Here is a 14,038-nt window from a genome sequence, read left to right on the forward strand (position 1 = left end):
AAAAACATGCTCCTACGGTTCTTCGAATGCTCGTCGCATGTCTGAGGGGCAAGTAAAAACATGCTCCTACGGTTCTTCGAATGCTCGTCGCATGTCTGAGGGGCAAGTAAAAACATGCTCCTACGGTTCTTCGAATGCTCGTCGCATGTCTGAGGGGCAAGTAAAAACATGCTCCTACGCTTCTTCGAATGCTCGTCGCATGTCTGAGGGGCAAGTAAAAACATGCTCCTACGCTTCTTCGAATGCTCGTCGCATGTCTGAGGGGCAAGCAAAAACATGCTCCTACGGTTCTTCGCATGCTCGTCGCGTCTGAAGGGCAAGTAAAAACATGCTCCTATGCTTCTTCGAATGCTCGGATCATACAAAGATTGGAACATCGTTTATTTAGCTTTAAGGGTATCAGACATACTAATGTCACAGACTCATACGAAAGATGCGGTAATACTCCTTCTTTAAACGGAACTAGCTCATATCTATTTTTGCGAAAAAACTCACTGCTAAAGTTTTCAGACAAGTCCTAATAAAAGCAAAAGGATTAAGCTGTTAGAATGAAGGATAAAATTTTGGAAAATAAGAATAACTATGAAATATGTTGAGAATTTATTTATTTTAATAAGCGATAAGTAGAAAAAATGTAGTGTAATTGATATTGATAATCATTATCAATAAAAGTTACCTACTTGCAAAAGAAATGAGGAGAGTAAATGTTTGTTCAATCAGTGACATTTGTCGTAAAAAAAGAGGGTAAAGAGCACTTTGAAAATAAGACGAAAAAAGATGTGGTTTCAATGCTGGGAAGAGATACCTGCTTATCAAGTGAATGCTGGTTTGCTGAAACAAAAGACACCTGTGAATTTGTATTAGTCTCCAAATGGAAGGATAAAAAAGCTTTTCAGGCGTGGTTGAAACGTCCGGAACACTTGCAGCAGCATAGGGAAGCTCATAAGAATAAAGATTCCAGACCAAATATTGTAGTGGAAAAAATAAAAAAAGGATATACAATTTTAGAATAGTTTTAAGAGTTAGAAAGCACTATTGCTGAAGTTTTAATGATTTCAATTACTGTAAATAACTTCTTTCCAACAGATGGAAAAAGGATATTTTGAGAAGCTTGTTTTTAATACAACATGACTCTCAAAATATCCTTTTTATGAAATTATCAGAAATGGAACACAGTTACTTCCCTAATTAATCTCTATGACCTGAAAAAAATGAAACAACAGCTATCAGAATTACTGCACCCAGTAGTGAGGGTACTAAAGCCATTCCTGCCAATTTCGGTCCCCATGAGCCAAAAAGCGCCTGTCCTATAGAGGAGCCGACTAAACCGGCGATAATATTAAATACACAGCCCATTGATTCGCCTTTATTTGTAACTGAACCTGCAAGGGAACCAATAACGGCGCCTACAATCAATGTCCAAAGCCAACTCATAATGATCACTCCTTCAAATTTATTTACTGTTTAATCATACCATAAACTGTGATATATTAAATCAGACGGAAGCCCTATCTAACCTATATACTAATAGATGACTAACATGGAGGACAAAGAAAATGCTGACAAATCAGGAAATAAAAATCAGTAAGACTCTTTCTTATGCATTAAGGCATAAGCCTGAGGAATTCAACCTTGTTCTGGATGACCAAGGATATACGGAGTTGTCAGAGGTTATTAGGAAAATGGCTGAAAGTGGTTTTCCGGGATTGACAAAAGAAAAACTCCAAGCTATTTTGAACAGAAGCGATAAAACTCGTTGGGAAATAAAAGATGAGAAAATTAGAGCAGTTTATGGTCACAGCACAAAGAAAAAAATCGAAAAACTTCCTGTAATACCGCCTCAATATCTTTACCATGGAACAGCACACAGGTTCTTAGAGAATATTTTAAGGGAGGGATTAATTCCTAAGGGAAGACAATATGTTCATCTGTCACAGGAGGTTGAGACTGCAGTGATTGTTGGAAAAAGAAGGGATCAGTCTCCGATCATTCTCAGAGTTGCTGCATTGGAGGCTTCTGGAAATGGTTTACGTTTTTATCAGGAGCTTGAAGGAATTTGGCTGAGTGATGTGATACCTCCGAAGTATTTGGAAATAGAACAATAAGCAGATATATCCAAAATGTATAAGCTTAAAAATAGAAGCAAAGGTTATACTGATCTTTAGAAGTTAGATTTTGATCTAATTTTCTGAGTCAGTTTAGATGTGCTTCTATTTTTATTTGCTTGAAAATATTTATGATAAGTTTACCGGGCTCAGCCGTTTATTTCGTATATTTAATAAGTGAAGTAAACCTCCATTTATTTTTTTGTCAGTTTTACCACGACTTCACAACGGGCAGTTTGTGGAAACATATCGACGGATTGCAGATAATTTACTTTGAAAACTTTCGCTAGCTGAACTAAGTCCCGTGCAAGGGTTGAAACATTGCAGGAAATATAAACCATTTTTTTAGGCGGCTGTTTTAAGATGACCTGCAGCAGTTTTTCATCCAGTCCAGTTCTTGGCGGATCAACAACAATACTATCAGGAGAGAACCCTTCGTTCAGCCATTTAGGCAGCAGCTCTTCTGCTGTTCCGACTTCATAATGAGTATTTGAAATACCTAAGGCAGCAGCATTTTGTTGTGCATCCTCAACCGCAGCAGGAATAGTATCCATTCCCCGGACTTCTTTCACCTGCTTTGCCAGACTAAGACCAATTGTTCCCACCCCGCAATAGGCATCTACAACTGTTTCATTTGCTTTGAGATTCAGTGCCTGACGTGCTTCGGCATATAGATGCTCTGTCTGTTCAGGATTCAACTGGAAAAAGGCTCTCGGTGAAAGATCAAAAGATAGTTCGCTTATTTTTTCGTTGATACTTTCTTTTCCCCATAGATGAACAGTTTCTTCTCCCATGATAAGGGAAGTTTTTTTATTTTGTATATTCTGCATGATTGAGACAACCTCCGGCAGAAGCTGTTGAATGTCTGTCAGTATTTCTCTTTTTTTAGGGAATTTCTGTGATTGCATAATGAATACTACCTGAACTTCACCAGTCTGAACACCAATGCGAACCATTAGTGTCCGGAAAATACCGCTGTTTTTTCTTTCATCGTAGATTGGCAGCTGATATTTATTCAAAAGCTCAACTAAAGTATTTATGACCTTGGTCACAGTAGTGTTTTGAACAAGGCAATTTTCAATAGGTACCAGATTATGAGAGTTCGGCTGATAAAGTCCGGCTTCAATAACCCCATCTTTTTGACGAAGCTGAAACTGTGCCTTATTTCGATAGTTCCATGGATTTTCCATTCCAATTGTCTTTCGCAGCTCGTATTGCTGGTAATTATCCGGTTTGAATTTTGCCAAAGCTTGTTTCAGCAAATCTCTTTTGAATTCAAGCTGCGCACGGTAGTTTAAATGCTGCAGCTGACAGCCGCCGCAGGTTTCATAAACCGGGCAGGGCGGTGTGATTCTGTTTGGAGAAGGTGTATTGATTTTTAGCAACTGTCCTTCAATAAATCTGGGATTTATTTTTGTGATTTTTATAGAAACCTGTTCATTCGGTAAAGCATTGGGAACGAAAACAATTGTCCGTTTATAGTAGCCTAAACCTTCTCCGTTAATGCCCAGACGTTTAATTTTTAAAGGAATGATTTGTCCGATTTTTACTTGTTGATTACTCATAAGTCCATCCTTTGATTTGTTTTTTTATGACAAAATTATTCGTAAACTTTTATTAATTTAACTATAAAATAAGAGTGTGTACAGTTTATGAAATTCTGCCTGCTTTATTAATTTTGTCAAGCCTTTTTCTATTTTAGCACAGTTTTTCAGGTTTGGCTTCTTGAGAATTTATGGTATAGTAGAATGTATGTTCTGATAAGAAAGGCGGAAAAAAGATGGAAAAGATTGTAAAGATTATGAAAGAAAAATCCCAATTCTATCTTGTTTGGCTGACTTCGGGAGAACATTTGCGTGTTTCAGAAGATATCCTGGTGAGATACCGGTTACTAAAAGATCAGGAAATTTCAGATTCAATAATTGCAGAAATCAAAAAGGCCGGCTCTTATGATGTAGGGCTGCAGTTGGCTTTAAACTATCTTAGTTATCAAATGAGAACGAAAAAAGAAATTCGGGATTATCTTAGAGATAAGGAATTTGAAAAAAGCGACAGAGAAAAAATCATTAATCAGCTAGTTGAAATGCAGCTGCTGGATGATTATTTATATAGTGAAAGCTATGTCCGAACTTTGATGAAAACGTCTGATAAAGGACCGCAGCAGATTAAACAGCAGCTTAAGAAAAAAGGTGTGGAAGATGAAGCAATTCAACAAGGGCTGGCTGCTTATACATTAAGTGATCAGCTGCTGACAGCATCAAAAGCTGCTGAAAAAGGGATGCACCGATATCGAGATAAAAGTTTTAAGGATGCTGTTCAAAAGACTAAACTTTATTTGATACAAAGAGGCTTTTCAAAAGCTATTGTCGAACAGGCGATTACTGATCTGGAATTTGAAAAAGATGAGGACCAGGAACTGACAATACTGCAGACGCAGGGAGATAGACTCTGGGAAAGAAATCGAAGTCTTGAACCAGCTAAGCGGAAATTAAAAGTAAAGCAGTCGCTTTATCAAAAAGGCTTTGACTATGAACTGATTTCACAATTTATTAATGAGAAGGAACAGGAAGCTGATGGAGAATAAATGGCAGAGCTGGATGCCTGATAAGAAGCAGGATTTTCAGACAAATTTTATTGAATGGTACGAAAAAGAGAAAAGAAATCTGCCTTGGCGAATAAACCTTGATCCATATAGAATTTGGATTTCAGAGATTATGCTGCAGCAGACTCGCGTGGATACGGTGATTGATTATTATTACCGTTTTATGGAATGGTTTCCCACAATTCAGGCTCTGGCTGAAGCACCTGATGACAAGCTGCTGAAAGCCTGGGAAGGCTTGGGGTACTATTCCAGAGCCAGAAATCTTAAAATTGCTGCACAGCAGATTATGATGGACTTTAATGGACAGATGCCTCAAACGATTGAAGAGATAAGACAGTTAAAAGGAATCGGACCTTATACAGCCGGAGCGATCGGAAGTATTGCTTTCCAGCTTCCGGAACCGGCAATTGATGGCAATGTGATGCGAGTTGTCAGTCGTCTATTTGAAATCAATGCAGATATAGCTAAAGCTTCCAGTCGAAAAATATTCGATAAAGCTATGCGGGCAATCATTGATGAGGAGTGTCCGGGGGATTTCAATCAGGCAATGATGGATTTAGGTTCGTCAATTTGTACACCGACTTCTCCCAAATGTGGAGAGTGTCCAATCAGCGGCTATTGTGAAAGCTATGAACAGGGAACGATGACGAATTACCCTGTTAAATCTAAAAAGCTGAAACCCAAAGATGTCTATTACATTGGTACAATTATAGAAAATGCAAATCAGGAGTATTTGTTGGAACAGCGTGAAGAAAACGGTCTGCTGGCAAATATGTGGCTGTTTCCAATAACAGAAGTTGGAAAAAAAGAATTTGAACAAATGAAAACTGAGTGGTCAGGCACTGAAAATAATCAACAGATTTCTTTGGAGTTGGAACAACCGTTGTTAGTGGCAGAAGAGTTACCCGGAACTTCAGTGTTGGAAAATCATGATCAGGTTGTCTGGCAGAAACGTTCACTGGGAGAGGTCACGCATATTTTCAGTCATTTAAAATGGCATATTTTAGTTTTTTATGGTCGAAGTGTGGGAATTGCAGAGAATAAAAGAAATCAGACATGGGCATCGACAACTCAATTTTCAAAGCTCGTTTTTCCAAAACCGCAACAGAAGATGGTAGAGCTGCTAGAAAAAGTACAATACTTGAACAAGCATTTAAGAGAGTGATCAGCTTGTTATTATTATTATTGTTTTTTTCAAACACAAATAAAAAAATTGAAAAGAAGAGAAAAAATTCCTTGAAATGGAAACTTTTTTCTCTTCTTTTCTGTCTTTATATTATCATAAAATCAGCAGGTACGACATGATATTCTTTTTATATTTCTTATTTTGTTAAGTACTAGATAAAAAGGAGGGTTGAATATGATGTTCAGTCTAAATTAATTATTTAATGATGATTTTAGTAGTGGGTTGTATGGATTGAATTGTCATATTATACGAATAGATTTGCAATTAACAGAGACACAATTCATGAAACTGACAGAGAAAAGAACGGAGGCATTAAAAGCGAATCGCCTGCTGGATTTATCAATGGTAAACCAAAACTTCCCAGCTCAAAAACTTGGAGAATCTTTGCCAATTGATAATAGAAGTTATTTCCAGTATTTAATTGAACTGTAGGAGATTTTCTATTTTATCCGAAGCAGCATCTCTTTTCAAAAAGAAGATAAGGAAATGAGGCAAGGAAAACTCTGTTTATTTTTAAAAGTGAACAGATATCTTTATTTCGAATAAAGGGATGCTTTTTTCTGAGTTTGCTTTGGTTATCCGACAATTGGAAAATTTAAAAGGGATTGAGAAGGTTAAAATGCTGAAAAATAATTTTTTTCTGTCTACGAATATCTTGAATTTTTTGAACTGAACTTGTTGAATGACTGCGAGTTTGACTTGTTGCTTCACTAGTTAGGAATTTAAGTAATGACAATATTTTTCAAGTTCATTCTAAGTGAAGAGCAGGAAAGGATTCTATTAGTCCAAGAATTTTCAGCTAAATAATTTGAAGCAAAATGGAAACAGCATCTGTAGAAATATCTTTTACGACTTAGCAGCAGACAGCAAAAAGAGCTGAAGAAGAAAATACTGAAAATAGGTCTTCCTCCTATGGATTTTAGCTGAAATCTGCTTAAAAACTAACTTGTTTGCAAAAAAGAAAATTGTGCTATAATTAAGAAGATATCGGTGTAATGAGATCCTGAGGTTGTGGCATAAGTTGATGGCAGCTTTAAAACCTGAACAAACGGTGCTCCAGTTTGTGTGCTTCGAGGATTGCAGCGTGAGAACCGTAGAAGCAAACCTTTTCGTGCGACGAGTAATTGCAGGAGAAAAAATAGCTCTTCTGTGCTGCGCATACAGTTTCACTAAATTAGCTGAGCTGGTTTCATTTAAGGAATACTTATCGAAACTATGTGTACCATTCTGTTAAAGTACCTATGCAAGCAGAAACGGCAAAGTGGAACTAGCATCTCGGAGCTGAACAATTTTGACTTTACGATTCTTACTTTGTTGTGATTCTCGAGTCATACAAAAATTGTCACAACCTCACGGGAAAGTTGGGGTATTATGAAGATTCCTAAAGAGGGAGAGTTTGTAACGATTCAAAGTTACAAGCATGACGGCCATTTACATCGAACTTGGCGTGATACAATGGTATTAAAAACAAGCGAGTACTCTCTGATCGGCGTAAATGATCATACTCTGGTTACGGAGTCTGACGGGCGCAGATGGGTTACTCGAGAGCCGGCAATTGTGTATTTTCATAAAAAATACTGGTTCAATATAATAGCAATGATTAGAGAAAAGGGGGTTTCTTATTATTGCAATCTTGCCTCGCCGTTTCTTTTAGATGATGAGGCTTTAAAGTACATCGATTATGATTTGGATATCAAGGTTTTTCCTGATGGAGAAAAACGTCTGCTTGATGTGGACGAATATGAATTTCACAGTAAAATTATGAATTATCCGGAAAATATCGATTTTATTTTGAAGGAGAATGTTAAAATTCTCGTAGATTGGATTAATAATGAAAAAGGGCCGTTTTCTGACGCGTATATTGATATCTGGTATCAACGCTATCAGCAGCTTGCTAAGAAATGATCGATGTAAATGAATCGAAATGTAGTAAAAACTTCCACACTTTTAAAGTGCGGAAGTTTTTGTTTGTAATGAATGAACCAGGTTTATCCAGTTCAGGCATTGCCAATAGTTATTTGAGAAATTTATTTCCTAATTTGACGACTCTAAAGAACTTTATCCATTTGAAAGTGGGGAATATCTGCATCAAGAAATTCTTCACCGTGCTTGGTATAGCCGAGCTTTTCATAAAAATCAAGAGCAGTAGCCTGAGCACCTAAAGTAATGGTGTGAAAGCCTTGTTTTTTTGCAAAATCTTCAACGCCTTCAATCAGCAGCTTTCCGAAATGCTTTCCTCTATAAGGCTTCAAAACAGCCATTCTTTGAAGTTTTACTGTATTGTTTTCTAATGGAAGCAGTCTGCAGGTTGCTATTGCCTGATTTTCCTGGTAAAGAATGAAATGAATGCAAGCTGCCTCATATTTATCTATTTCGATATCTTTGGGAACGCCCTGCTCAATCATAAAAACCTGATGACGGATGTGAAGTGCATCAAGATACATATCACTCATTGTGTCTTTTGTATGGACAATTTTCATACTTTGCCTCCTCTTAAGTTTTGAGATAAATCAATTATACTATAAAATAGAATAAAAAGAATTTTGCTATCTTTTTCTGCAAAAGATATGCTAGAATTCATTAACAAGAATTTTGGGTGAGGGGGAAATAAATTGTTTGAGAAATTAAAGCAGTCAAAGTTAATGTTTTGGTCTGTTGAACTGCTGGTATTGGCTACACTGATCCTGGTTTCATCGAAAATTAATTTCATTTTTGAACCAATAGGCACTTTTTTTTCTACGTTGTTTGCACCTGTACTGGTTGCGGGGTTTTTATATTATGTGTTGAATCCGTTGGTGAATCTGTTGATGAAATTAAAAGTTAAGCGGATTTGGGCAATTGTTCTTGTCTTTTTACTGCTGATTGCTGCAATTATTTTGATTCTGGTTAGTATTATTCCAAGCTTGGCAAATCAGCTTGCCAGTCTGGCTGCAAGTATGCCGGAATTCATTAGAAATGCAGAAATCTGGTTTTATGAAATGGCTTCTCTGCCAATTTTCAAGGACCTGGATTTGACCAGCTATATTGAGCGGCTGGATATTTCTTATGGGAATATTATTCAACAGTTTCTGAGCGGGCTGTCCAACAGTTTAGGCTCTATAGTTTCCACTGTTGCATCAACAACAATTGTGATTTTCACCTCGCCGTTTATTTTGTTTTACATGCTTAAAGACGGCAGTCATGTTATTCCTGCACTTGAGCGTTTTATGCCGAAAAAGCGCAGAACTGATTTGGTTGAACTACTTGAGAAGCTGGATAAGACATTATCCAGCTATATCAGCGGACAGGCAATTGAATGTTTGTTTGTAGGTACATTCACCATTATCGGTTATTCGATTATCGGTGTGAGGTATGCTTTTCTGTTTGGTGTTATCGCAGGTCTGACGAATTTAATTCCTTATTTGGGTCCGTATCTGGGATTAGCCCCAGCTGTGTTAGTTACCATTTTTGATGATCCATTTAAAGCATTACTTTGCTGTATTGTTGTGCTGATTGTTCAGCAGCTGGATGGGAATATCATTTATCCAAATGTTATTGGTAAAACACTTAAAATCCATCCATTAGCCATTATTCTTATTTTACTGGTAGCAGGAAATATTGCTGGATTGTTAGGAATATTTCTTGGTGTTCCTTTCTATGCGGTTTGTCGGACAATTGTTATATACATTATTGAGACAGTGCGGAAAAGTAAGAAAGAAGAACGGGAAGCGCTGGTTTTGGAGGATTCAATTGAATTAAAAAATAGTAATCAATGATTGAAATAATTACCCACTTGTGCTACTCTTTTATCGTGACTGCTGGAAAGTGTGGTCACGTTTTTTATCACTTTTATTAGAGCAAAGAATTTAAAGAGACGAAGGCCCTGATGCTAAACATAGCAAGAGTAGCTAGGATTTTTATTTACAGTGGGACTCGATACAAAGACGTGTCAATAAGTGAATCTACGGTTCTCATTACGCTACGAACCTCGATACAAAGACGTGTCAATAAGTGAATCTACGGTTCTCATTACGCTACGAACCTCGATACAAAGACGTGTCAATAGGTGAATCTATGGTTCTCATTACGCTACGAACCTCGATACAAAGACGTGTCAATAGGTGAATCTATGGTTCTCATTATGCTACGAACCTCGATACAAAGACGTGTCAATAAGTGAATCTACGGTTCTCATTACGCTACGAACCTCGATACAAAGACGTGTCAATAAGTGAATCTACGGTTCTCGTTACACTGCGATCCTCGATACAAACGCGTTTATAAGAAGATGAAACGCGTTGGCTACCGGACCTCAAAAATGAAAAGCAGATCATGAAAGATGAACTGCTAACCAAAATTTAAAGGAGAGCCGAAGTCCTTACCGCTTCAGCGGTATAGGAATTGGGACATCGGACCTCAAAAATGAAAAGCAGATCATGAAAGATGAACTGCTAACCAAAATTTAAAGGAGAGCCGAAGTCCTTGCCGCTTTAGCGGTATAGGAATTGGGACATCGGACCTCAAAAATAAAAGCAGTTCATAAAGGTGAACTGCTAACTAAAATTCAAAGGAGAGCCGAAGTCCTTGCCGCTTTAGCGGTATAGGAATTGGGACATCGGACCTCAAAAATAAAAGCAGTTCATAAAGGTGAACTGCTAACTAAAATTCAAAGGAGAGAATACCATTATGAACAATGCTGACCCCGAGAGTCAGTCGCTAATTGCGCAGCTTTTATTATTAGTTGTTTTAACATTGATTAATGCATTTTTAGCTGCTGCCGAAATTGCTGCAGTGTCGGTGAACAAAAATCGTTTGGAGCAAAAAGCAGATGAAGGAGACAATAAAGCTAAAAAATTATTAACCATTTTGAATGATCCGACAAATTTCCTGTCTACGATACAGGTTGGAATTACTTTGGTAAATATTTTGTCAGGGGCTTCACTTGCAAACACTTTATCATCAAAGCTGGCTCCCATACTAGGTGGAGGCGCATTAGCAAAAAATTTAGCCAATATTATCATTTTGACGATATTAACATATGTTTCCATCGTATTTGGAGAACTTTATCCAAAGCGTATAGCAATGAATAAATCGGAAGAGGTGGCTCAGTTTACTGCTGGTCCGGTTCGTTTTATAGGAATGATTGCCCGACCTTTTGTCTGGCTGCTTTCTGCTTCCACAGATTTAATCGCTAAACTGACGCCTATGAAATTTGACGATGAAAATTCAAAAATGACGAGAGATGAAATGCGGTATATGCTTGAATCTGAGGGTGTTTTAGAGCATGATGAGCTGGAGATGCTTCAGGGGGTTTTTTCACTTGATACAAAAGTGGCCCGCGAAGTTATGGTTCCCAGAACAGATGCGTTCATGATAAATATAGAAGATGATATTAAAGAAAATATTAGTCTGGTCTTATCGGAAAATTATTCGCGGATACCTGTTTATAAAGATGACAAAGATAAAGTAATTGGTGTTCTTCATACGAAAAATTTGTTGAAGGCTGCACATAATTTTGGATTTGACAATGTCAAGCTGCATGAAATCATTCAGGAGCCGCTGTTTGTACCGGAAACAATTTTTATTGATGATCTTCTATACGAACTGAAACGGACACAAAACCAAATGGCTATTTTGCTGGATGAATATGGCGGAGTAGTTGGACTTGCAACACTCGAAGATCTTTTAGAAGAAATTGTCGGTGAAATAGATGATGAATCAGACGAAATAGAAAACCTGTATTCTAAAATTAATGACAATGAATACCTTATTCAAGGTCGTATGCTCATAGATGAGTTTAATGAAGCCTTTGGAACAGACTTGCATATGAGCGATGTTGATACAATGGCAGGCTATCTGATTACGGCGTTAGGGACAATTCCTGATGAGAATGAAAAGCTTTCATTTGATGTTGGGAATGTCACACTCATCTCTGAAGAAATGGAAGGTGCTCGAGTTCTTGTTATCAAAGCGATTTTCCACGAAGAAGAAGAAATAGATGCTGAACCCGAGGAATCGAGACGTTTCTTCCGTAAAGAGCATGGAGAAGATGAACCTAGACGCTAAAAGATTTTGATGAGCTGAATATCTGATAAAGGAGTTTGGGACAGCAATAAAGTTCCAAACTCTCTTCATATAGAAATGATTTATTTTTATACTCGGGCTCTATGACCTAATGATTGGTGCAGATCTTTTTGTGCGACGAGTAACCGCAGGAGCAAGCATTTTGTGCGACGAGTAACCGCAGGAGCAAGCATTTTGTGCGACGAGTAACCGCAGGAGCAAGCATTTTGTGCGACGAGTAACCGCAGGAGCAAGTATTTTGTGCGACGAGTAACCGCAGGAGCAAGTATTTTGTGCGACGAGTAACCGCAGGAGCAAGTATTTTGTGCGACGAGTAACCGCAGGAGCAAATAAGTAGAACGATCTAGTTTGTCCCTCAAGGTCAACTTTGGAGAAGGACCTCAATTAATCATCGACCTACAAGCCTTTTCTGTCCTCTTTAGTATGACAGGAAATAGCGTGTAGGTCGATGATTTTTTATGTTCATTCTGTCTGGTGTGGGCGATAGCCCTCATGAGTGTGTCCCGACCTACTTTTATCTGCAATTTGAAATAAGCGGTAAGAATTAACTGTTAATAGTTTTGTCCTAACTTAACTCTCTAGGAGCAGTCTTGTTGTTTTGCACTTCCTTCAGCATCTGATACAAAGCGACATACTGTTTTTGATTGTCTTTAGAGTATCTGAAAACAAATGTCGAAGCAGTGCACTCTTTGGGAAACAGACAAGAAGATGTAGCAATAATCAAATCGAAATCAGAATAATTTTCAGTAAATGTTTCTAATTTCACAAAGGTAAGTTCATCCAGAAAATTGATCAGATGCTGATTTAACAGGTAGTTTGATTCTGCTATTAAGCCGACATTGATCATTTTATTATTTTTCAGCTTTTCCCATGACGGAAACATCAGTAAGGCAAAAGCGATGGAAAGGAGTGCAATTTGTTCGCTTAGCCAGGAAAAATTTTTTCTTTTGGAAATTTTTCTGAAAAAAACTTTAAAAGAGTCATGCAGCTCCAGAAAATATTTATTTTGAATGTGATTCGAATTATTATTCGCTGTCAGTACACCGGGAACAGCCTTTTTTAGGATAGTTATCGGGAAAATGATATTTGCTGTGTTTCCGTAAATAACTCTGTGTTCATATTTGCTGAAACCATAAGTGGTTTCTAAAAAATGCCAAAATTCCTTAAACAATACTGTAGCCTGATTCTCTTCGATTTCAAGATAGTGTTCGAGGAAATAGAAGCGGGGATCTTTTTCACTGTAGAAATTTGGCGTAATAACCAGAAGCAGGGCAGAAAACTGAGCTTCGGCTTCCAAGACAGCATCATTGTCAACAATAGCCCCAAAAAAATCTTTGCTTAATTCAACACTTGTAGGTATATAGGCTGAAATTGTTGCTGTTTCTGTTAAAAAGTAGCCATTTGTTACACGCAGATATACGATGTCCAAAAGCAGCTGTATCTGCTTCGAAGCAGAGTAGCTGCGGCTTTCGGGAAAAAGAGGATCAACGTTATTCTGAACTTTTTCATAGTCAATACTCAATCCTACATCGGGTAAATTTGCATTTTGAGAGGTAAACCAAACTAAGGCATATAGAACGATACGAATCATTCGTTCTTCACCTGTCAGCTTTAACTGGGATATATTCAGTTTAATATTGAACTGTTTAAAATAATTATTTAAGGATTTTGATTTTCTAATAACTGAAGCTTTGCTGAGAAAATTCTTTCTGCAGAAATCATCCAAAGTATCTTGAGGATAATAAATAATAGATAAAAGCAAAAGATAAGGAATACTTCGTGTAATCAAATATTGATAATACTGATCATAGGAAACAGAACGATCATAATGAATTCCCTGATCGGTGATAAAATTTGTTGGTTCCTGATTAATCTCGTCAAGATCTTGTTGAATCAGTTCTAATAAATATGAAACACGACTATATGAAAAATCCAAATTACTCTCCAAAAAGTTGATGCTATAATAATCATCAGGTAAATATGCTAGCAAATTAAATAAAGTCAGCTTTCTTTTAGTAATATCTTCCAGAATAAGTTCTTCAAACATAAAAAGCCCCTCCTTGTATTTTTTATGATTATAAG

12 protein-coding genes are annotated in these 14,038 nt (G+C 37.2%); 8 read left to right on the forward strand and 4 right to left on the reverse strand.

Annotated features, from left to right (window positions below):
- Window positions 1–704: 704 nt before the first annotated feature.
- Window positions 705–1,013 carry an antibiotic biosynthesis monooxygenase family protein gene (locus tag IW492_RS07155; protein WP_202066900.1) on the forward strand — a complete coding sequence of 103 codons (309 nt, stop codon included), beginning with the start codon at window positions 705–707 and terminating at the stop codon, window positions 1,011–1,013.
- A 175-nt stretch (window positions 1,014–1,188) separates the two neighbouring features.
- Here IW492_RS07155 and IW492_RS07160 read toward each other — a convergent pair whose 3' ends face one another.
- Window positions 1,189–1,434 (reverse strand): GlsB/YeaQ/YmgE family stress response membrane protein, encoded by a 246-nt coding sequence (locus tag IW492_RS07160; RefSeq protein WP_202066901.1) that lies wholly within the window; start codon window positions 1,432–1,434, stop codon window positions 1,189–1,191.
- A gap of 122 nt (window positions 1,435–1,556) precedes the next feature.
- Between IW492_RS07160 and IW492_RS07165 the strand changes: the two genes are divergently transcribed.
- Window positions 1,557–2,105 (forward strand): RNA 2'-phosphotransferase, encoded by a 549-nt coding sequence (locus IW492_RS07165; protein ID WP_202066902.1) that lies wholly within the window; start codon window positions 1,557–1,559, stop codon window positions 2,103–2,105.
- A 194-nt stretch (window positions 2,106–2,299) separates the two neighbouring features.
- On the opposite strand, the gene rlmD is transcribed toward IW492_RS07165, so the two are convergent.
- The gene (gene rlmD, locus IW492_RS07170; protein WP_202066903.1) at window positions 2,300–3,670 is read right to left on the reverse strand and encodes a 23S rRNA (uracil(1939)-C(5))-methyltransferase RlmD; all 1,371 of its coding nucleotides are present in this window, start codon (window positions 3,668–3,670) and stop codon (window positions 2,300–2,302) included.
- A 215-nt stretch (window positions 3,671–3,885) separates the two neighbouring features.
- On the opposite strand from rlmD, the gene recX reads away from it, so the two are divergent.
- The 4 genes from recX to ntdP all read left to right on the forward strand — a co-directional run bounded on the left by recX (window position 3,886) and on the right by ntdP (window position 7,798).
- On the forward strand, window positions 3,886–4,689 hold the full coding sequence (gene recX, locus IW492_RS07175; protein ID WP_202066904.1) for a recombination regulator RecX: 804 nt from the start codon (window positions 3,886–3,888) through the stop codon (window positions 4,687–4,689).
- Window positions 4,679–5,872, forward strand: coding sequence for an A/G-specific adenine glycosylase (gene mutY / locus IW492_RS07180; protein ID WP_202066905.1), 1,194 nt, complete (start codon window positions 4,679–4,681; stop codon window positions 5,870–5,872). The genes recX and mutY overlap by 11 nt, the downstream gene beginning before the upstream one ends.
- Window positions 5,873–6,175: 303 nt before the next feature.
- A complete protein-coding gene (locus IW492_RS07185) occupies window positions 6,176–6,325 on the forward strand; it encodes a hypothetical protein (protein WP_202066906.1) in 150 nt (49 codons plus the stop codon).
- A gap of 939 nt (window positions 6,326–7,264) precedes the next feature.
- Complete coding sequence (gene ntdP / locus IW492_RS07190; protein ID WP_202066907.1) at window positions 7,265–7,798, forward strand: nucleoside tri-diphosphate phosphatase; 534 nt, start codon at window positions 7,265–7,267, stop codon at window positions 7,796–7,798.
- A gap of 143 nt (window positions 7,799–7,941) precedes the next feature.
- Here ntdP and IW492_RS07195 read toward each other — a convergent pair whose 3' ends face one another.
- A complete protein-coding gene (locus IW492_RS07195) occupies window positions 7,942–8,373 on the reverse strand; it encodes a GNAT family N-acetyltransferase (protein ID WP_202066908.1) in 432 nt (143 codons plus the stop codon).
- Between the two features lie 132 nt (window positions 8,374–8,505).
- On the opposite strand from IW492_RS07195, the gene IW492_RS07200 reads away from it, so the two are divergent.
- Window positions 8,506–9,648 (forward strand): AI-2E family transporter, encoded by a 1,143-nt coding sequence (locus IW492_RS07200; RefSeq protein ID WP_202066909.1) that lies wholly within the window; start codon window positions 8,506–8,508, stop codon window positions 9,646–9,648.
- A gap of 910 nt (window positions 9,649–10,558) precedes the next feature.
- Window positions 10,559–11,938, forward strand: coding sequence for a hemolysin family protein (locus tag IW492_RS07205; protein ID WP_202066910.1), 1,380 nt, complete (start codon window positions 10,559–10,561; stop codon window positions 11,936–11,938).
- A gap of 583 nt (window positions 11,939–12,521) precedes the next feature.
- Here the strand turns inward: IW492_RS07205 and IW492_RS07210 are convergent.
- Window positions 12,522–14,003 (reverse strand): helix-turn-helix domain-containing protein, encoded by a 1,482-nt coding sequence (locus tag IW492_RS07210; RefSeq protein WP_202066911.1) that lies wholly within the window; start codon window positions 14,001–14,003, stop codon window positions 12,522–12,524.
- Window positions 14,004–14,038: the final 35 nt, after the last annotated feature.

It is taken from the genome of Enterococcus sp. BWB1-3 (assembly GCF_016745275.1).
Classification (GTDB): Bacteria; Bacillota; Bacilli; order Lactobacillales; family Enterococcaceae; genus Enterococcus_L.

Excerpts from the sequence above, each read along its gene's own strand:
- IW492_RS07165 (WP_202066902.1), top strand. The coding sequence starts at position 1,557 with ATGCTGACAAATCAGGAAATAAAAATCAGTAAGACTCTTTCTTATGCA.
- IW492_RS07205 (WP_202066910.1), top strand. The coding sequence starts at position 10,559 with ATGAACAATGCTGACCCCGAGAGTCAGTCGCTAATTGCGCAGCTTTTA.
- ntdP (WP_202066907.1), top strand. The coding sequence starts at position 7,265 with ATGAAGATTCCTAAAGAGGGAGAGTTTGTAACGATTCAAAGTTACAAG.
- IW492_RS07160 (WP_202066901.1), bottom strand. The coding sequence starts at position 1,434 with ATGAGTTGGCTTTGGACATTGATTGTAGGCGCCGTTATTGGTTCCCTT.
- rlmD (WP_202066903.1), bottom strand. The coding sequence starts at position 3,670 with ATGAGTAATCAACAAGTAAAAATCGGACAAATCATTCCTTTAAAAATT.
- IW492_RS07210 (WP_202066911.1), bottom strand. The coding sequence starts at position 14,003 with ATGTTTGAAGAACTTATTCTGGAAGATATTACTAAAAGAAAGCTGACT.
- IW492_RS07155 (WP_202066900.1), top strand. The coding sequence starts at position 705 with ATGTTTGTTCAATCAGTGACATTTGTCGTAAAAAAAGAGGGTAAAGAG.
- mutY (WP_202066905.1), top strand. The coding sequence starts at position 4,679 with ATGGAGAATAAATGGCAGAGCTGGATGCCTGATAAGAAGCAGGATTTT.
- recX (WP_202066904.1), top strand. The coding sequence starts at position 3,886 with ATGGAAAAGATTGTAAAGATTATGAAAGAAAAATCCCAATTCTATCTT.
- IW492_RS07185 (WP_202066906.1), top strand. The coding sequence starts at position 6,176 with ATGAAACTGACAGAGAAAAGAACGGAGGCATTAAAAGCGAATCGCCTG.
- IW492_RS07195 (WP_202066908.1), bottom strand. The coding sequence starts at position 8,373 with ATGAAAATTGTCCATACAAAAGACACAATGAGTGATATGTATCTTGAT.